Annotated in this window: 15 protein-coding genes; 11 read left to right on the forward strand and 4 right to left on the reverse strand. The window is 66.4% G+C overall.

The window, feature by feature from the left end:
• Position 1: 1 nt before the first annotated feature.
• The 4 genes from AB4059_RS15410 to AB4059_RS15425 all read left to right on the forward strand — a co-directional run bounded on the left by AB4059_RS15410 (position 2) and on the right by AB4059_RS15425 (position 3,308).
• A complete protein-coding gene (locus tag AB4059_RS15410) occupies positions 2 to 439 on the forward strand; it encodes an NfeD family protein (protein WP_498961206.1) in 438 nt (145 codons plus the stop codon).
• Between the two features lie 50 nt (positions 440 to 489).
• A complete protein-coding gene (gene gcvT, locus AB4059_RS15415) occupies positions 490 to 1,599 on the forward strand; it encodes a glycine cleavage system aminomethyltransferase GcvT (RefSeq protein ID WP_498980099.1) in 1,110 nt (369 codons plus the stop codon).
• 102 nt (positions 1,600 to 1,701) lie between these two features.
• Entirely contained in the window at positions 1,702 to 2,097 is a 396-nt protein-coding gene (gene gcvH, locus AB4059_RS15420; protein WP_498961202.1) for a glycine cleavage system protein GcvH, read from the forward strand.
• Between the two features lie 746 nt (positions 2,098 to 2,843).
• Positions 2,844 to 3,308: a hypothetical protein gene (locus tag AB4059_RS15425; RefSeq protein WP_498980100.1), complete on the forward strand. Its 465-nt coding sequence runs from the start codon at positions 2,844 to 2,846 to the stop codon at positions 3,306 to 3,308.
• 179 nt (positions 3,309 to 3,487) lie between these two features.
• On the opposite strand, the gene AB4059_RS15430 is transcribed toward AB4059_RS15425, so the two are convergent.
• Positions 3,488 to 4,906 carry a serine hydrolase domain-containing protein gene (locus AB4059_RS15430; RefSeq protein WP_498980101.1) on the reverse strand — a complete coding sequence of 473 codons (1,419 nt, stop codon included), beginning with the start codon at positions 4,904 to 4,906 and terminating at the stop codon, positions 3,488 to 3,490.
• A gap of 83 nt (positions 4,907 to 4,989) precedes the next feature.
• Between AB4059_RS15430 and AB4059_RS15435 the strand changes: the two genes are divergently transcribed.
• Positions 4,990 to 5,586, forward strand: coding sequence for a LemA family protein (locus AB4059_RS15435; RefSeq protein WP_498980103.1), 597 nt, complete (start codon positions 4,990 to 4,992; stop codon positions 5,584 to 5,586).
• Positions 5,587 to 5,603: 17 nt separating this feature from the next.
• Complete coding sequence (locus AB4059_RS15440) at positions 5,604 to 7,517, forward strand: M48 family metallopeptidase (protein ID WP_498980105.1); 1,914 nt, start codon at positions 5,604 to 5,606, stop codon at positions 7,515 to 7,517.
• A gap of 400 nt (positions 7,518 to 7,917) precedes the next feature.
• Here the strand turns inward: AB4059_RS15440 and AB4059_RS15445 are convergent, their stop codons facing one another.
• Positions 7,918 to 9,546, reverse strand: coding sequence for a GMC family oxidoreductase (locus AB4059_RS15445; RefSeq protein WP_498980107.1), 1,629 nt, complete (start codon positions 9,544 to 9,546; stop codon positions 7,918 to 7,920).
• 49 nt (positions 9,547 to 9,595) lie between these two features.
• On the opposite strand from AB4059_RS15445, the gene AB4059_RS15450 reads away from it, so the two are divergent.
• From AB4059_RS15450 to AB4059_RS15460, 3 genes are read left to right on the forward strand one after another with little or no spacing between them, the layout of a single operon-like run.
• Positions 9,596 to 10,921: an NTP/NDP exchange transporter gene (locus tag AB4059_RS15450; RefSeq protein ID WP_498980109.1), complete on the forward strand. Its 1,326-nt coding sequence runs from the start codon at positions 9,596 to 9,598 to the stop codon at positions 10,919 to 10,921.
• Complete coding sequence (locus AB4059_RS15455; protein ID WP_498980110.1) at positions 10,918 to 12,147, forward strand: NAD-dependent epimerase/dehydratase family protein; 1,230 nt, start codon at positions 10,918 to 10,920, stop codon at positions 12,145 to 12,147. Before AB4059_RS15450 ends, AB4059_RS15455 begins: the two co-directional genes overlap by 4 nt.
• Position 12,148: 1 nt before the next feature.
• Positions 12,149 to 12,499, forward strand: a complete 351-nt coding sequence (locus AB4059_RS15460; RefSeq protein ID WP_498980112.1) for a DUF1304 domain-containing protein — start codon at positions 12,149 to 12,151, stop codon at positions 12,497 to 12,499.
• Here AB4059_RS15460 and AB4059_RS15465 read toward each other — a convergent pair.
• Positions 12,468 to 12,944 (reverse strand): hotdog fold domain-containing protein, encoded by a 477-nt coding sequence (locus AB4059_RS15465; RefSeq protein WP_498980114.1) that lies wholly within the window; start codon positions 12,942 to 12,944, stop codon positions 12,468 to 12,470. The two genes, AB4059_RS15460 and AB4059_RS15465, sit on opposite strands and share 32 nt — an antisense overlap.
• A 1-nt stretch (position 12,945) precedes the next feature.
• Entirely contained in the window at positions 12,946 to 15,420 is a 2,475-nt protein-coding gene (locus AB4059_RS15470) for an acyl-CoA dehydrogenase (RefSeq protein ID WP_498980116.1), read from the reverse strand.
• Positions 15,421 to 15,599: 179 nt separating this feature from the next.
• Between AB4059_RS15470 and AB4059_RS15475 the strand changes: the two genes are divergently transcribed.
• Both AB4059_RS15475 and AB4059_RS15480 read left to right on the forward strand, forming a co-directional pair.
• Entirely contained in the window at positions 15,600 to 16,187 is a 588-nt protein-coding gene (locus AB4059_RS15475; RefSeq protein WP_498961177.1) for a TetR/AcrR family transcriptional regulator, read from the forward strand.
• A gap of 51 nt (positions 16,188 to 16,238) precedes the next feature.
• On the forward strand, positions 16,239 to 18,023 hold the full coding sequence (locus AB4059_RS15480) for a phosphoenolpyruvate carboxykinase (GTP) (protein WP_498980215.1): 1,785 nt from the start codon (positions 16,239 to 16,241) through the stop codon (positions 18,021 to 18,023).
• The last annotated feature ends 15 nt before the right edge of the window (positions 18,024 to 18,038 follow it).

Consider the following 18,038-nt stretch of genomic DNA (forward strand, 5'->3'; position numbering starts at 1 on the left):
CATGCGTACCGACGTCTTCGTCTGGGCGGCGATCGCGCTGCTGCTGTTCGTGGCCGAGGTGCTCGCGCCGGGCGCCTTCCTGTTGTGGCTCGGCTTCGCGGCGACGGCGGTCTTCCTCGTGGTGCTGCTGGTGCCCGGCGTGTCGGTGCTTGCGCAGGCCTGCCTGTTCGCCGTGCTGGGCATCGTGTCGATCCTCGCGTGGCGGCGGTTCTCCCGCGGCAAGCGCGTGCTGGCCGGCGGCGACCCCATCCTCAACCGCCGCACGGCCGCGCTGATCGGCCGCGTGGTGCCGCTGGAACGCGCGATCGTCAACGGCCAGGGGCGCGTGCAGATCGCCGACGCGTTCTGGGACGTGGTCGGCCCGGATCTCCCGGCGGGCACGCCGGTGCGCGTGCTGTCGGCCGAAGGCATGACGTTGCGGGTCGACGTGGCCGGCTGAGCCTGCGAGCGATGCGATAATCGCGGGCTCCCGACCCCACGGCAGCCCGCATGACGCAGAAGACGATCCTCAACGACACCCACCGTTCGCTCGGCGCCAAGATGGTCGACTTCGGCGGGTGGGACATGCCCTTGCACTATGGCTCGCAGGTCGACGAGCACCACCTGGTGCGCAACGACGCGGGCATGTTCGACGTCTCGCACATGACGGTGGTGGACCTGCGCGGCGCGCGCGTGCGCGACTTCCTGCGCAAGCTGGTCGCCAACTCGGTCGACAAGCTCAAGGCGCCGGGCAAGGCGCTGTACACCGCGATGCTCAACCCGCAGGGCGGCGTGGTCGACGACCTGATCATCTATGCGATGGGCGATGGCTTCTATCGCCTCGTGGTCAATGCCGCCACGCGCGAGAAGGACCTGCAGTGGATCAATGCCGCGGCGACGCAGTTCGGCGTGGACGTCGTCGAGCGCCCCGAGTTGGGCATCTTCGCCGTGCAGGGTCCGACCGCGCGCGAACGCGTCGCCTCGCTGCTCGATGCCGCGTCGGTGGAGAAGGTATCCAAGCTCACGCGCTTCGCCGCCGCGGAGGCCACTTCGAAGGACGGCGTACCGCTGTTCGTCGCCCGCACCGGTTACACCGGCGAGGACGGTTACGAAATCCTGGTGCCCGAAGCGCAGGCGATCGCGTTCTGGAATGCGTTGCTCGCCGCGGGCGTCAAACCCGCCGGCCTCGGCGCGCGCGACACGCTGCGCCTGGAAGCCGGCATGAATCTCTACGGCCAGGACATGGACGACACCGTCTCGCCGTTCGAAGCCGGCCTTGCATGGACCGTCTCGCTCGACGAAGGCCGCGAATTCACCGGCCGCGCCGCACTCGAAGCACAGAAGGCCGCCGGCGTGCCGCGCCAGATGGTCGGGCTGGTGATGGACGAGAAGGGCGTGCTCCGCCACGGGCAGAAGGTGCTCACGCCCAACGGCGAGGGCGAGATTCTCTCCGGCACGTTCTCGCCCACGCTCGGCAAGGCGATCGCCTTCGCGCGCGTGCCCGCCGGTCCGCTCGATGCCGACGCGCCGGTGCGCGTGGACATCCGCGGCCGCGAGGTCCCGGTGCGCGTGGTGAAGTTCCCCTTCGTGCGCGAAGGCAAGGCGCAACCCGGCATCTGACAATGCGACGAAAGGTGCGGCGCATGGCTTGATCCGGCGCCGCCCCCCTTCGCTACACTACGGTCCACCCCTCCCCACGACGACGCAGCACGGAGCAGCACGATGAACGAGATCCCCGGCGACCTGAAGTTCATGAAGTCCCACGAATGGGCACGCGTCGAAGGCGACGGCAAGGTCACGATCGGCATCTCCGACCATGCGCAGGGCCTGCTCGGCGACCTGGTGTACGTCGAACTTCCGAACGTCGGCGACCGCGTCGAAGCCGGCACCGCCGTTGCCGTCGTCGAGTCGGTCAAGGCAGCGTCGGACGTCTATTCGCCGGTGACCGGCAAGGTCGTCGAGGTCAACGCCGCGCTGGCCGACAAGCCCGAAACGATCAACGAAGACGCGTACGGCGACGGCTGGATTTTCGTGATCGAAGCCGAGGAACCCGAGCAGCTCAACGAACTCCTGGCGCCGGACGACTACGCCGAACTGCTCGAGGAAGAAGATCACTGACGCCACGCGCGTCCGATCGCCGCACGCGTTGCGGCACTCCGATCCGGCCGCCTCGCGCGGCCGGATTCGTTTCCGACGAGCGGTCGAAGTTTGCGCAGTTGGGCGTAAATCGGGTGCTGCGATGCGTCATCGCGAAAACTTTTTTTCGCCCCGTCCAACACCGTCGTTGCCCCTTCGGGCAAGTGCCGCGCGGTCTTGCGTCGGCAAGCACGCAAGCATCGCCGGCGCGTCGCGCGTTTTTCTTCGGCTGCGCAAAACAAGGTGTTTTTTGCAACAGTGATATGCATGCGACAACGATCGGCGCGTCGCACGGAACGCCGCGCGCACCCTCCGAAGCCGACCCCGCCACCCGCGCTCGCCCCTGAGAGCCAATAAAAAAATCGTAGGGGGTTGTTGACACAGGAAAAAACCGTGATTAGGTTTCGCCGCAAGCAGCCACCCTGCGGTAACGAGTGAGTCACGACAAAACGACATCGCGCAAGACAACACGAACCTCCGCCCGGATCGACAAGCCGGTGGACGCGGGTTTCGTTTCCTTCGCGAAATCGCAGTCGACATCTTTCAAAGGAACCCGCGACGCCCTGCGTCGCGGGTTTTTTATTGCCGCGCACCTGGTGCCGCGGCATGCCGAATCCGTCCCGGCGCGCGTGGCGCGTCGGCGGTTGGTCGCGGGTCCGACTCCCGCGACGTCGCTTCGAACTGGGCAGTTCTAAAGCCAAGCAAGTCCACTGACGAGGAGCCATCCCATGGCCATGAAGAAAGCTGCGAAGAAGTCCGCCAAGAAGGCGACGAAGAAGACCGCCCGTAAATCGGCGGCCAAGAAGACGGCCCGCAAGGCCGGCGCGAAGAAGGCTGCCAAGAAGACTGCAAAGAAGGCTGCCAAGAAGACCGTGCGCAAGGCCGCCAAGAAGACCGGCGTCCGCAAGGCTGCCAAGAAGACGGCCCGCAAGTCGGCTGCGAAGAAGGGCGTGCGCAAGGCCGCGAAGAAGACGGCCCGCAAGTCCGCCGCGAAGAAGGGCGTCCGCAAGGCCGCCAAGAAGACGGTCCGCAAGGCCGCCGCCAAGAAGGGCGTCAAGAAGGCCGCGAAGAAGGCCACCAAGAAGCGCGCTGCCAAGAAGGCCGCCAAGAAGCCTGCTGCGAAGAAGGCGCGCAAGTCCTCGCGCAAGTCGGCCCCGGTGAACATGCCGGCGCCCGTCATGCCGATGATGTAATTGACCCGATAGCCGTAATCCAGCCCCATCCCGCGTGCCCAGGCGGGGTGGGGTTTTTTATTGGAAGCGGGGAATGGGGAATGGGGAATAGGGAATAGGAACTGCGACGCGAACGAGAAAGCCGCGCTTGAGCGCGGCTTTTTATTCCCTACTCCCTATTCCCCATTCCCGCTTTTGACTCAACGCGGCGCGGCAGTCGCCGTCGACGAATCGGTACCCGCTTCGTCCGTCGGGCCCTGGTTCTTCGCGTACAGGCCTTCGTCGAACGGTGCGACGTCGAGCCAGCGCTGCGCCGGCAAACCCAGTGCGCTGTCGAGGATCGTCGGCAGCAGGCCGGAGGGCAGCGAGCTCTCGCTGTTCCAGAGGATGACAACGCCCAGGTCGCGCTCGGGCATCATCGCCATCATGCCGCGATAGCCCTGCACCGCACCGGCGTGGAAGACCACCTGGTGCCCGGCGTAGTCGTACACGCGCCAGCCGATCGCGTAGCTCGCCGACGACAGGCGCTGGCGGCGCCAGGTGCCGCGCAACTCGCCCGGCGTCGCCACCAGCGGCGCATGCAGCGTCGCGAGCAACGGCGCGGGCAGCACGTCGGGGCGATGGCCGCCATGCGCCAGGATCCACTGCGCCATGTCGGAGATGCTGGCGTTGACGCCGGCGGCCGGCGCGACGCGGTAGTAGTTCGGCTTGGGTTCGATCGACACCCAGCCGCCGCGACCGCGCACGTGCGGCTTCGCCCAGCGCGGGCTCGCTTCGATGCCTTCCAGGCCCAGGCTCGCATCGTTCATGCCGAGCGGCTTGAGGATGCGGCGTTCGACTTCCTGTTGGTAGAACGAGCCGGTCGCGGCGAACACGACATCGCCGATCAGGCTGAAGGCGACGTTCTGGTAACCGTAGCACTCGCCCGGCAGGCAGGCCGACGGCGCGTACGCGAGCTTCTGCGTGAGCGAGCGGTAATCCAGGTTGCCTTCCAGGTCGCGGTCGTAGGTGTTGTGCACCAGGCCCACGCGATGGCTGAGGACGTCGGCGACGGTGAGGCGCTGCGTCGCGTATTCGTTCTGCAGGTGGAACTCGGGGAGGTATTCGTTGACGCGGCTGTCCCAGCGGATCACGCCGTCGTTGACGAGCAGCCCGGTCATCGTGCCGGCGAAGGACTTCGACAGCGAGGCCAGGCGGAAGACGGTGTGCGAATCGACCGGCTCGGCGGCCTTGGTGTCGGTGATGCCGTAGCCGCGCATCGACATGATGCGGCCACCCTGCACGATCGCCATCGCCATGCCGGGGATGCGCTGGTCGGCGACCAGTTGCTGCGCCATGTCCTCGAACCGGCGCACGTCGAAACCTTGCGCGACGGGCAGCGGATTGGGATTGAGGACCGAAGCACGCTGCACGCCGGCAACGGCGACCTGCGTGGGAGCAGCGGGGGCGGCGGTGCGGACGACGGGCGCCGCGGGCGCGGCGCCGGGTGTCTGCGCCGAGCCGACCGCGATGGGAAGCAACAGGCCGACCAGCGCCGCACGCCAGGCCTTCAGGCCGGCGCGAGGATGCCCGGGCTTGGCCCCGTGCGACTCAGAAACCCGATTGACAGCGCCTTTCATCGGGCTTGCCCCCTGCGTATGCTGCGATTTGCTGGCCGATCATAGCGCCAGTTCCGCGCTTTGCATGAACAAGGGGAAGAGTGATGTGGATTTTGCTGATCCTGCTCGCATTTCTGGTCGTGCTGGTGATGTGGGGAGTCGGGATTTACAACGGGCTTGTGATGGCCCGCAACGCATTCAAGAACGCCTTTGCGCAGATCGACGTGCAGCTCCAGCGCCGTTTCGACCTGATCCCCAACCTCGTGGAAACCGTGAAGGGCTACCTGGCCCATGAGCGCGGGACGCTGGAGGCGGTGGTCGCCGCCCGCGGCGCGGCGATGAACGGCCTGCAGGCCGCGAAGGCCAGCCCCGGGGACCCGGCCGCGATGGCCGAACTGGCCAATTCGCAGGGCGTCCTCAATGGTGCGCTGGGCCGGTTGATGGCGGTGGTCGAGGCCTATCCGGACCTCAAGGCCAACCAGAACATGATGCAGCTCACCGAGGAACTCACCTCGACCGAGAACAAGGTCGCCTTCGCACGACAGGCCTTCAACGACTCGGTCATGGGCTACAACAACAAGCGCGAAGTGTTCCCGTCCTCGATCTTCGCCGGCATGTTCAATTTCCAGCCGGCGGCGTTGCTCGAGATCCCGGCGGCGGAGCAGGCGCAGGTGCGCGCCGCACCGAAGGTGCAGTTCTGACCTGACGCGGGGCGTCCATGAATTTCTTCGAACGCCAGGCGGCGGCGCGGCGGAACTCGTCGCGCCTCGTGCTGCTCTTCGCACTCGCAGTGGTCGGCATCGTGTGCGCGGTGGACTTCGCCGCGTGGCTGGCCTTCGGGATCGGCACGCGCGGGGAAAGCGGCAGCGCCGCACCGCTGTTGTTCGTGTGCAGCGTGCTCACGCTCGGCGTGATCGGCATGGGCTCGCTGTATCGCATCGCCTCCCTGCGCGGCGGCGGCGAGACGGTCGCCCTGCAGATGGGCGGCGTGCCCATCGCATCGGACACCACCGACTTCAACCTGCGCCGCCTGCGCAACGTCGTCGAGGAAATCGCGATCGCCTCCGGCGTGCCGGTGCCGAAGATCTACGTGCTCGAACACGAGGCAGCGATCAACGCCTTCGCCGCCGGTTACTCGCCGTCGGATGCGGTGATCGCGGTGACGCGCGGGGCGCTGGACCGTTTGAATCGCGACGAGTTGCAGGGCGTGATCGCGCACGAGTTCAGCCACGTCCTCAACGGCGACATGCGCTTGAACATCCGCTTGATGGGCGTGTTGTTCGGCATCCTGATGATCGGCCTGATCGGTCGCAAGATCCTCGAACACGGGCGCTTCGGCGGGCGCAACAAGGGCGCCGGTGCGATCCTCCTCGCCGCGCTGGTCGCGATGGTCGTCGGTTACATCGGCCTGTTTTTCGGCCGCATGATCAAGGCCGGCGTGAGCCGCCAGCGCGAGCGCCTGGCCGATGCGTCGGCCGTGCAATTCACGCGCCAGGCCACGGGCCTAGCGGGTGCGTTGAAGAAGATCGGCGGGCTCGATGAAGGTTCGCGCCTCAACGAGCGCAACAATGCCGAGGAAGTCAGCCACATGTTGTTCGGCGACGGCGTGGGTTTCCACGGGTTGTTCGCCACGCATCCGCCGTTGATCGAACGCATCCAGGAACTGGAGCCGCAGTTCACCCAGGCGCAGATGCGCGTGCTGTCGAAGCGATGGTTGGACGTGCCGCCGAATGGTTTGGAGGAGGACGCGCACCTGGGGTTGGTGTCGACCGGTACCGCGGCGTTGCCTTCGGAGCAGACGCAATTGTCCGTGACGCCGCCGATGGTGGTCGCGCAGGTCGCGCAGCCTTCGCCGGACGATTACAAGCGCGCCGATGCGATCGTCGACACGATCCCCGCCGCGGTGCGCACGCTGGCCGGCCAGCGCGATGCGGTGATGCCCTTGTTGCTCGGGTTGTTGCTGGACGACGACAAGCGCGTGCGCATGTTGCAGCGCGAAGAGATCGCGGCGCGGCTGGGGCTGGCGATGGCGGGGGAGGCGGAGCAGTTGCGCGAGCAGCATTTGCGGTCGCTGCATGCGGCGTTGCGGTTGCCGGTCGCGTCGATCGCGTTTCCTGCGCTGCGGCTGCGGCCGCGTCCGGAATTGGATGTCTTCCTGGATACGACCGACGCGGTCGTGCATGCGGACGGGCGTGTGTCGTTGTTCGAGTATTGCCTGGGGCGGTTGCTGCAGGTGCAGGTGCGTGAGTCGCTGGATCCCTCGCGCAATGCGCGGTTCGGGCGGACGAAGTTGAGCGGGGTGCGCAGTGAGGTCGCGACGTTGCTGTGCGTGGTCGCGCAGGGCGGGCACGAAAGCGAGTCGGATGCGCGCGCGGCGTATTTGCAGGGGATCCAGCGGGTGTTGCCGAGCGATGCGTTGCCTTACATTCCGCGCAGGGAAGGGGCGTTGGCGCTGGATTCGGTCTGGGCGTCGCTGGATGCGCTGGATCCGTTGGCGAAGCAGGCGTTGATCGAAGGGTTGGTCGCCACGATCGGGAGCGACAACCAGGTGACGGTCGGGGAAGCGGAGTTGTTGCGCACGATTTGTGCTTGCCTGCATTGTCCGTTGCCGCCGATGTTGGAGCGGGGTTGAGAGAGCGGGTTCGCTGGGACGTCGTCATTGCGGTGTTGGCGTGGACACCAGGATGGCGCAGCGGCGCGCCGCATTGAAGGCCACATTGCTCCGCAAGGGCTCACGCTCCGCAATGTGGCCTTCAACGCGACGTCCACTGCGCACCGCGCTTCGTGTTGCGCGACACCTGTGTTTGAGTGGGTTCGTCGCCAAGGGATGGGGGCGCGCCTACAGCCAGCCACACCCGACGGGCGGCGCCTTGCCCGTCGAGGGCATCCCGGAGCCGAGCTCCAGTCGCGCGTTCTCCTCGATGCCCTCTCTCGGGCATCGGCGCCTTCGCGGCGACCGTTAAAAAAAGGCGGCTCTGCGGTGCTCTCAATGATCGGCGAGTGCGAAGCTTGTTTCGCTCGGCGCTCCTGCCTTACATCAAATCGACAACGCGCTCGGCGATCATCATCGTCGGCGCATTCGTATTCCCGCCGATCAACGTCGGCATGACCGACGCATCCACCACGCGCAGGCCTTCAACACCACGCACGCGCAATTGCAGATCGACGACGGAGGCCTCGTCGCTACCCATCCGGCAAGTGCCGACAGGGTGGTACACCGTCTCGGCCTTCGCACGCACGAATGCTTCCAGGCCCTTGTCGTCCAGGTCGTCGCGCGCGGGGAAAATCGGCGCGCCGCGGAATGCGTCGAATGCTTGCTGCCGGAAAATCGCGCGCGCGGCCTTCGCGCACTCCACCATCATGCGCAGGTCGAAGCCTTCCGGATCGCTGAGGTAGTTGGCTTCGATGCGCGCCTTGTCCTGTGCGCGCGGGCTGACGATCGAAATGCGGCCGCGGCTGCGCGGGCGCAGGAAGCAGGCGTGCAAGGTGTAGCCGTCGCCGCGCAGGCGATGGCGGCCGTGGTCGTCGAGCATCGCCGGCACGAAGTGCAACTGGATGTCGGGGCGGTCGTCGGGGGCGAGCGGGGAGCGCAGGAAGCCGCCGGCTTCGGCGATGTTGCTGCTGCCCGCGCCACGGTGGCCGCGCAGGAAGTAGTCGAAGGCGATCTTCGCGTCGCTCGCGCGGTCGTAGGTGATCGGCTGCGTGGAGTGCTGCAAGGTGCAGACGTCGAGGTGGTCCTGCAGGTTTTCGCCCACGTTGGGCGCGTCATGCACGACCTTGATGCCGTGGCGTCGCAACTGGGCGGCCGGGCCGACGCCCGAGAGCATCAGCAATTGCGGCGAATTGATGGCCCCGCCGGACAACAACACTTCGCGCGTGCATTCGTAGTGGAACGCCATGCCATTGGCGGCGCACGTGACGCCGTTGGCGCGGCCTTTGTCGAAGGTGATGCGCGAGACCATCGCGCCGGTGCGCACGACCAGGTTCTTGCGATGTTGCACCGGATGCAGGTAGGCGACCGACGCCGAGCAACGCGCGCCATCCTTCTGCGTCACCTGGTAGAAGCCGACGCCTTCCTGCGCGCGGCCGTTGAAGTCACCGTTGCGCGGATAGCCGGCCTGCGCCGCGGCGTCGATGAAGACCTGCGACAAGGGATTGGTGTAGCGCAGGTCCGAGACCGCGAGCGGGCCGAGCTCGCCGTGCAGATCGTCGCGACCGCGGCGATTGCCTTCGCTGCGCTTGAAGTAGGGCAGCACCGATTTCCAGTCCCAACCGGTCGCGCCCTGCGCGGCCCAGTCGTCGTAATCGCGCGCGTGGCCGCGGATGTAGCACATCGCATTGATCGAACTCGAGCCGCCCAGCACCTTGCCGCGTGGCCACCACAGCACGCGGTTGTCCAGTTGCGGTTCGGGCGCCGTATCGTAATCCCAGTTGACGCCTTTCTTGCCGACCAGTTTGGCCAGGCCCGCGGGCATGTGGATGAAGGGATGCCAGTCGCGCGGGCCGGCTTCGAGCAGGAGCACGCGCACGTTCGGATCGGCGGACAGGCGATTGGCGAGCACGCAGCCGGCCGAGCCGGCGCCGATGATGATGTAGTCGAATGCGTGCACGAGCCGTCCCGTCAGGTGGTTCGCCGACGATAGGCCGCGGCGCTGGAGCATGTACTCCGGCATGGTAGCCAGCCCCGCGGGCTTTGGGCTAACGTTCGGGATGGATCGCTTCCGCGGCGCGCTCGGTGAATCGCCCCCGTTGTGGTGGTCGATTCTCTATTTTTTCAGCCTCCTGACGGGCTATTACGTGCTGCGCCCCGTGCGCGATGCGATGGGCGCGTCCAGCGACGCCATCGCCGTCTTCCCGCAGGCCTGGGTCGGCTGGGCGCAAGGGCGCGGGTGGGACATCGGCGACTTCACGCTGCAGGTGTTGTTCACCGGCACGTTCCTGGTGATGCTCGCGCTGCAACCCTTGTACGGCGCACTGGTCGCGCGCTGGCCGCGGCGCGTGTTCCTGCCGGCGGTGTACGGGGTGTTCATCGCGTGCCTGGGCGCGTTCTACATCGCGTTCCATCGGCAGTGGGCGGGGCGCGGCGTGACGTTCTTCGTGTGGACGGCGGTGTTCAACCTGTTCGCGGTCTCCGTGTTCTGGAGCTTCATGGCGGACGTGTTCGACGATGCGCACGCCAAGCGTTTCTACGGTTACATCGGCGCGGGCGGGACGGTCGGCGCATTGCTCGGTCCGGCGATCACGCGCTCGCTGGCGCAGCGCCTGGACGTGGCGAACCTGCTGCTCGTCTCGATCGGGTTCCTGTGCGTCTGCCTGCTGTGCATCTACAAGTTGCGGCCCTGGGCGCTGCGGCGCGAACAGGCGCGTGGCGAGGCCACGGGCGAACGTGCAATGGGCGGTTCGGTGTGGGCCGGCCTGCGGCTGGTGTGGCGCGAACCGCTGCTGCGCGCGATGGCGATGCTGATGTTCTTCGGCGTCATGGTCGGCACGCTGCTGTACAACGAGCAGGCAGCGATCGTGCGCAGCGCCTTTGGCGCCGATGCCGCACGCGCGACGCGTTATTACGCCAACATCGACCTGGCGGTGAACCTGTTCGCGATCACCGTGCAACTGCTGATCACGCGCGGGCTGTTGCGGCGCTTCGGCGTGGCACCTGCGCTGCTGATCCCCGGGTTCACGGTGTTGCTGGGGTTCTGCGCACTGGCGGCCTCGCCGTTCCCGATGCTCGTGGCCGTCGTGCAGGTCGCCACCCGCGGAAGCGAATTCGCACTCGGCAAACCCGGCCGCGAGACGATCTACACGCGCGTGCAGCGCGAATGGCGCTACAAGGCCAAGGCCTTCATCGATACCTTCGTGTACCGCACCAGCGATGTCACCACCGCATGGCTGCACAAAGGGCTGGCGGGCCTGGGGTCGCAGGTCGTCTTCACGGCGGGAATCGGCGCCACGCTGGTGTTCATTTTCAGCGCTTGGCGGGTCGTGAAGTTGCAGCGCACACTCCCGGGAGCGACCCCGCAAGGAGACCCCCGTCGATGACAACGCGACGCGATTTCATCAAAGCCTCGCTCGCCGCCGCGAGCCTGTCCGCCGTGCCTGCCTTCGCGGCGCGTCGCAAGCCGGCGCAAGCGGCGCAACGCAAGCCCGGCGAGCCGATGTCGATCCTCGTGCTCGGTGGCACCGGTTTCCTCGGGCCGCATTTCGTCGAAGCCGCGCGCGCCAAGGGGCACAAGCTCACGCTGTTCAATCGCGGAAAGACCAACCCCGAGCGTTTCTCCGGCGCGCAATACGACGACATCGAGCAATTGCAGGGCGACCGCAAGACCGACATGAAGGCGCTGGAAAACAAGCGCAAATGGGATGCGGTGCTCGACACGTCCGCCTACATCCCCGCCGATGTCGCGCGATCGACCAAGCTGCTCGGCGATCGCGTCGGACAGTACCTGCTGGTCTCGACGATTTCGGTCTACGCGAAGATGGACACGCCCAACCAGGACGAGAGCGCGCCGCTCGCGCAACTGGCCAATCCGAACGTCACGGAAGTCACCGGCGAAACCTACGGCGGCCTCAAGGCCCTGTGCGAAACGGCCGCGTTGCAACAGATGCCGGGCAAGGTCACTGTCGTGCGGCCGGGCCTGATCGTGGGCCCGGGCGACAACACCGATCGCTTCACCTACTGGCCCGCGCGCGCCGATCGCGGCGGCGAGATCCTCGCGCCGGGCACGGCGATGGATCCCACGCAGTTCATCGACGTGCGCGACCTGGCGGCCTTCCTGCTGCACGTGCTCGACCAGAAGACCTTCGGCACGTTCAACGCCGACGCGCCCGCGGGCAAACTGACGATGGGCGAGTTGCTCGACGCCAGCCAACGCGCGGCGGGCAAGACCTCCACGGCGACGTGGGTGCCCGCGGACTTCCTCGAAAAGCACGACGTCTCCGCATGGCAGGACATGCCCGTGTGGATTCCGCCGGTGGGCGAATACGCCGGCTTCGGCCGCGTCAGCAGCGTCAAGGCGCAGGCCGCGGGCCTGACCTATCGCCCGCTGGATGTCACGACCGCCGACACGCTCGCGTACTGGCGCGCGCTGCCGGGCGAGCGCCGCGCCAATCCGAAGGCCGGTCTGTCGATGGCGCGCGAGGCCGAGGTATTGCAGGCCTGGCACAAGTCGCAGGAACCGCCCAAGCCCAAGGCGCCGGCGAAGAAATCGTCGTCGAAGAAGTCATCGTCGAAGAAGAAATCCTCCTCGAAGAAAAAGAAGCACTGACATGTCGCTTCCCGCCATGCTCGTCGTCGCGCTGGTCGCGTTGCTGCACGCGTGGTTCCTGGTGCTGGAGATGTTCCTGTGGACCAGGCCGATCGGCCTGCGCGCGTTCAAGTTGACGCCGGAGTTCGCCGAGCGTTCGCGCGCGCTGGCGGCGAACCAGGGCCTGTACAACGGGTTCCTCGCGGCGGGCCTGGTCTACGGGCTCTTCGTGCACTCGCGCGAGATCGTGCTGTTGTTCCTCGCCTTCGTCGTGATCGCGGGCGCGTACGGCGCGGCGACGGTGAACCGGCGCATCTTCTTCCTCCAGGCCTTCCCCGCGATCATCGCCGCGGTCCTGGTGTCCTGGCGCTGACCCACATCGCGATCTTCGCGCGGAACACCGGCGTGTCGTGCGGATCGGTCACCACGACGGTGACCGGCAGTTCGTAACCCTGCGCGGCTTGCACCGGCGCGAAGTCCGGTGTCGCGACGGCCCGCATCGTGCCCTTCGCCTTGCCGAGATACTCGACCGTCATGCCCTTCGGGATCCAGCGCATCGATGCGGGGATCGACACATCGGTCATCAGGCCGCCGGAGAATTCGGCGAGGTTGCACAACGCGATCGCATGCACCGTGCCGATGTGGTTGGTCACCTTGCGCCGATGCGCGATCGACGCTTCGCAGCGGCCCGGTTCCAGCACGGTGATCCGCGGTGCGATGCTCGCGAAATACGGCGCGCGCCAGCACACGGCGCGCGCGAACAACCAATGACCGCCGGGCCAGCGCGTGAACCGGCGGTAGAGCGCAAGGACCGACACCTCAGGCGGCGAAGCGCGAGTGGTCGACGCCGTGTGCGGTTTCGTAACCTGCCGAGCGCAGTTCCCACGCTTCGAAGTCGTCGACGGTGATCGCATCGAGCGTCATCGTGCGCAGCTCTTCCAGTTGCTTGCGTTCCTCGGCGGTGATCCAGCCTTCGCGCACGCCTTCTTCCAGTTGCGATGCGAAGTCGACCGCCTCGATGTCGCTGTTCTTCAGTGCCTTGAGGAACTTGCGTTCGACCGGTTCGGCCAGGACGATCTTCGGCAGGTAGCTGTCGATGCGGCCCGCCGGGTTGTGCGCGGTCGGCGTGAGGAACACCCCTTCGGCCATGCGCGCACGCGCATCGCAGGGCGTCATCAGCAAGGACGCCGCCTGGTGGCCGAGGCGATCGCTCGGTGCCTGCGCACGGCGGCCCCACGGGAAGATCAACGCCCACAACAACCAGCCGACCGGGCGGATCGGGAAGTTGCGCAGCGCGCCCGACAGGGAGTTCTCGATCTTGTTGATCGCATCGTGGAAGGCCCATGCGAGCAGGGGACGATCGCCCGACGGACGCCCTTCATCTTCGTAACGCTTGAGCATGCTGCTCGCGATGTAGAGCTGGCTGAGCACGTCGCCCAGGCGGCCCGACAGCGATTCCTTGAACTTCAGCTTGCCGCCGAGCAGCAACATCGAGGTATCGGCCATCAGCGCGAGCGCGGCCGAATAGCGATCGAGCTTGCGGTAGAAGCGACGCGTGTAGTCGTCGCCCGGCGCCTTGCCGAGTTTCGCGCCACTCAGGCCGAACCACAGGCTGCGCACGGCGTTGGAGATCGCAAAGCCGATGTGCCCGAACAAGGCGTCGTCGAACTTGTCGATGCGCTCGACCGGATCGGCCAACTGCGCGGACTTCATTTCCTTCATCACCCACGGGTGGCAGAGGATCGCGCCCTGGCCGAAGATCATCAGAGAACGCGTCATGATGTTCGCGCCTTCCACCGTGATGCTGATCGGCGTGGCCTGCCAACCGCGACCGAGATAGTTGCGCGGGCCAAGGATGATGCCCTTGCCGCCGTGCACGTCCATCGCATCGAGGATGACTTCGCGGCCCATCTGCGTGCAGTGGTACTTGGCGATCGTCGAGGGCACCGCGGGGTTTTCGCCGCGTGCCACGGCAGCCGCGGTGGCCTGCGACAGCGCGCTGATCGCATAGGCCTTGCCGCCGATGCGCGCGAGCGCTTCCTCGACGCCTTCGAAACGCCCGACCGACAAACCGAACTGCTTGCGGATGCGTGCATACGCACCGGTGACGACCGCGACACTCTTCGAACCACCGCTGGCAGTGGAGGGCAGGGTGATCGAACGACCGATCGACAGGCATTCCATCAACATGCGCCAGCCCTGGCCGGCGTAGTCTTCGCCGCCGATCAACTGCGACAAGGGCACGAAGACATCCTTGCCGTGGATCGGGCCGTTCTGGAACGGCGAGTTGAGCGGGAAGTGGCGGCGGCCGATTTCGAGCCCCGGCGTTTCGCGCGGCACCAGCGCGAGCGAGATGCCGATGTCGCGCTTGTCGCCGAGCAGGCCTTCCGGGTCGTACATGCGGAAGGCGACGCCGATCAGCGTGGCGACCGGTGCGAGCGTGATGTAACGCTTGTCGAGCGTGAGGCGAACGCCGAGCACGTTGGCGCCGTTCCATTCGCCCATCGACACGATGCCGTAGTCGGGGATCGAGGTCGCATCCGAACCGGCGAACGGGCCGGTCAGCGCGAAGCACGGCACTTCGCGGCCGTCGGCCAGGCGCGGGAGGTATTCGCGCTTCTGTTCGTCGGTGCCGTAGTGCATGAGCAGTTCGGCGGGGCCCAGCGAGTTCGGCACGCCGACGGTCGACGAAAGCACGGTGGAAATCGAGGCGAGCTTCTGGATAACCTTGTGGTTCATCAGCGCCGAGAAACCGAGCCCGCCGTATTCCTTCGGAATGTTGAGGCCGAAGAACTTGTGCTTCTTGCAGTACTCCCACAACTCCGGCGGAAGATCGGCGCGCACGTGGGTGATGTCCCAGTCGTCGGTCATGCGGCAAAGTTCTTCGCACGGGCCGTCGAGGAAGGCCTGTTCCTCCGCGGTGAGTTGCGGCTTGGGCAGCGAGAGCAACTGGTCCCAGTCGGGCTTGCCGGAGAACAACTGGCCTTCGAACCCGACGGTGCCCGCTTCGAGCGCGGTGCGTTCGGTGTCCGACAGCGGCGGCAGGATCTTCGTATAGAAGTGGAGCAGCGGCGTGGTGATGCGCGCCTTGCGGAAACCCGGCACCAGCAGCGGGATCGCGATCGCGGCGACGAGCACTGCGGCGACGATCGTCGCGGTGGCGTTCGCGCCGAGCACCCAGGCCAGGACCAGCAGGGTCACGGTCATCGCCGCCCAGTACGCCAGGCGCATCCGGTGATAGGCAGCGAAGCCCGCGGCGAGGAGCAACAACAGGAAAGGAACGACGACGCTCATCTCGATCTCCGGTGAACGCAGGTGCGCCCACACTTCAAGGGTTGATCACGACGGCGCCCGCAGGCACCATACGCCCAAGTATGGGCAGAATGGATCGGCTGTCAACGCGCTTCGGGTCAACACCGTGTCCTCACTCCGCGCATACTCTAAGGTAGGGAACCGTACGGTAAACTTTCGCCATGACCGAAGCCGCCATCCGCAATGAACGCACCGCGCGCCTGAGTGCAGAAGATTGGGCGCAGGCGGCCCTGGACCAGATCGCCGAACAGGGCGTGGCGTCGGTCGCGGTCGAGCCGCTCGCCCGGCGCCTGGGCGTCACCAAGGGCAGCTTCTATTGGCACTTCCCCTCGCGCGAAGCGCTGCTGGTCGCCGCGCTGGAGCGTTGGGAGAAGGTCGAGCAGGAAACGGTGTTCGGTTCCCTGGAGCCCATTCCCGATCCGCGCGAGCGCCTGCGCAAGCTCTTCCACCTCGTGGCGCACGAAGCCAAGTCGCACATCATCTATTCGGAGTTGCTCAAGGCGCTCGACCATCCGGCCGTGCAGCCGGTGATCGTGCGCGTGTCCGAGCGACGCCTGGATTACCTCACCGCCTCCTTCCGCCAGGCCGGGCTGAGCCGCACGGACGCGCAGCATCGCGCGCGCCTGCTGTATTCGGCCTACGTCGGTTTCCTGCAGCTCAACCTGCAGCTGCACCAGATGAACATGCAGCACGACGAGTTCGAAGCGTATGTCGAACACATGATGTCGACGCTGATTCCTCAAGCTTGAAGGACACGCATGTCCGCGCAACCCCTTTCCCTTGAAGTCGAGAATTCCACGATGGGCAGCCAGTTGGACGCGTTGAACCAATGGGTCATGGACGTGGCACGCACGACGCAGCCCGACCGCATCCACTGGTGCGACGGCAGCGACAGTGAATTCGCGGAGCTGGTCCGCGGCATGGAGGAAGACGGCACGCTGTTGCCGCTGAATTCAAAAACGCACCCCGAGAGCTGGCTGCATCGCTCGCATCCGGACGATGTCGCGCGCGTGGAGCATTTGACCTTCGTGTGCACCAGCGACCGCGAAGACGCCGGCCCGAACAACCACTGGATGTCGCCGGCCGATGCGCACGCGAAGATGGACGCGTTGTTCGCCGGTTGCATGCGCGGCCGCACGATGTACGTCATCCCCTATTGCATGGGCCCGATCGATTCCCCGCTCGCGCGCTGCGGCGTGGAAATCACCGACTCGCCCTACGTCGTGGCCAACATGCGCATCATGACGCGCATGGGCGCGGCGGCCCTGGCGCGCATCGAGCGCGAAGGGCATGCGGGCGCACTTGGCGCCCGCTCTGAAAGAATGTTCGTGAAAGGCCTGCATTCGATCGGCGAGCTCGATCCCGAGCGCCGCTTCATCATGCATTTCCCGGAAGAACTGACGATCCAGTCCTACGGTTCGGGCTACGGCGGCAACGCGCTGCTCGGCAAGAAGTGCCATGCGCTGCGCATCGCGTCGCACCAGGCGCGCAACGAAGGTTGGCTCGCCGAACACATGCTGATCCTCGGCGTCGAGAATCCGCAGGGCGAAACGCATTACATCGCCGCGGCCTTCCCGTCGGCGTGCGGCAAGACCAACCTGGCGATGCTGATTCCGCCGGAGGGCTATCGCGATGCCGGCTGGAAGGTGTGGACCGTCGGCGACGACATCTGCTGGATGCGCCCCGGCCCCGATGGGCGCCTGTATGCAATCAACCCCGAGGCCGGTTTCTTCGGCGTCGCGCCGGGCACCTCGGAGAAATCCAATCCGAATGCGCTGGCAACCATCCAGCGCAACACCATCTTCACCAACGTCGGCCTGACCGAAGACGGCCAGCCTTGGTGGGAGGGCCTCGACGACCGCAAGCCCGCCTTTGATTGGCGCGGCAATGCATACGATTTCAGTGCCCCGGCGGCGCATCCGAACGCGCGCTTCACCGTCTCGGCACGCCAGTGCCCGAGCTGGTCGCCGAAGGCCGAGGACGCGCAGGGCGTGCCGATCTCGGCGATCGTCTTCGGTGGTCGACGCGCATCGCTCGTGCCGCTGGTCTTCGAAGCGCGCGACTGGACGCACGGCGTGCTCGTCGGTGCGGCGATGGGTTCGGAAACCACCGCGGCGGCGACCGGTGCGGTCGGCGTGATGCGTCGCGACCCGATGGCGATGAAGCCCTTCTGCGGCTACAACTTCGCCGACTACTTCGCGCACTGGCTGTCGTTCGACAAGCCCGGCGCGAACCTGCCGAAGATCTTCCACGTCAACTGGTTCCGCAAGGGCGAGGACGGCAAGTTCCTGTGGCCGGGCTTCGGCGAAAACCTGCGCGTGCTGGAATGGATGATCGGCCGCGTCGAAGGCCGCGCGTCGGCGACGGAAACGCCGATCGGCGCATTGCCGAAAGCCGAGGACATCCACCTGGAGGGCGTGGCCCTGTCGGACGAGGCGCGCCGGGTGCTGTTCGACTTCGATCGACCGGGCTGGCAGGCGGAAATCGACAGCCTTCAGACCTTCCTGGACGAGTTCGGCGAGCGCGTTCCCGACGCACTCAAACGCGAGCAGGGGCGCATCGCGGCCGAATTACGCGATTCCTGACCTCGATACGCCAGC

It is taken from the genome of Lysobacter sp. 2RAF19 (genome assembly GCF_052115395.1).
In the GTDB taxonomy this organism is placed as follows: Bacteria; Pseudomonadota; Gammaproteobacteria; order Xanthomonadales; family Xanthomonadaceae; genus Noviluteimonas.

Coding starts and splice junctions, on each gene's coding strand:
- AB4059_RS15410 (WP_498961206.1), top strand. CDS start 2: ATGCGTACCGACGTCTTCGTCTGGGCGGCGATCGCGCTGCTGCTGTTC.
- gcvT (WP_498980099.1), top strand. CDS start 490: ATGACGCAGAAGACGATCCTCAACGACACCCACCGTTCGCTCGGCGCC.
- gcvH (WP_498961202.1), top strand. CDS start 1,702: ATGAACGAGATCCCCGGCGACCTGAAGTTCATGAAGTCCCACGAATGG.
- AB4059_RS15425 (WP_498980100.1), top strand. CDS start 2,844: ATGGCCATGAAGAAAGCTGCGAAGAAGTCCGCCAAGAAGGCGACGAAG.
- AB4059_RS15430 (WP_498980101.1), bottom strand. CDS start 4,906: ATGAAAGGCGCTGTCAATCGGGTTTCTGAGTCGCACGGGGCCAAGCCC.
- AB4059_RS15435 (WP_498980103.1), top strand. CDS start 4,990: ATGTGGATTTTGCTGATCCTGCTCGCATTTCTGGTCGTGCTGGTGATG.
- AB4059_RS15440 (WP_498980105.1), top strand. CDS start 5,604: ATGAATTTCTTCGAACGCCAGGCGGCGGCGCGGCGGAACTCGTCGCGC.
- AB4059_RS15445 (WP_498980107.1), bottom strand. CDS start 9,546: ATGCTCCAGCGCCGCGGCCTATCGTCGGCGAACCACCTGACGGGACGG.
- AB4059_RS15450 (WP_498980109.1), top strand. CDS start 9,596: ATGGATCGCTTCCGCGGCGCGCTCGGTGAATCGCCCCCGTTGTGGTGG.
- AB4059_RS15455 (WP_498980110.1), top strand. CDS start 10,918: ATGACAACGCGACGCGATTTCATCAAAGCCTCGCTCGCCGCCGCGAGC.
- AB4059_RS15460 (WP_498980112.1), top strand. CDS start 12,149: ATGTCGCTTCCCGCCATGCTCGTCGTCGCGCTGGTCGCGTTGCTGCAC.
- AB4059_RS15470 (WP_498980116.1), bottom strand. CDS start 15,420: ATGAGCGTCGTCGTTCCTTTCCTGTTGTTGCTCCTCGCCGCGGGCTTC.
- AB4059_RS15475 (WP_498961177.1), top strand. CDS start 15,600: ATGACCGAAGCCGCCATCCGCAATGAACGCACCGCGCGCCTGAGTGCA.
- AB4059_RS15480 (WP_498980215.1), top strand. CDS start 16,239: ATGGGCAGCCAGTTGGACGCGTTGAACCAATGGGTCATGGACGTGGCA.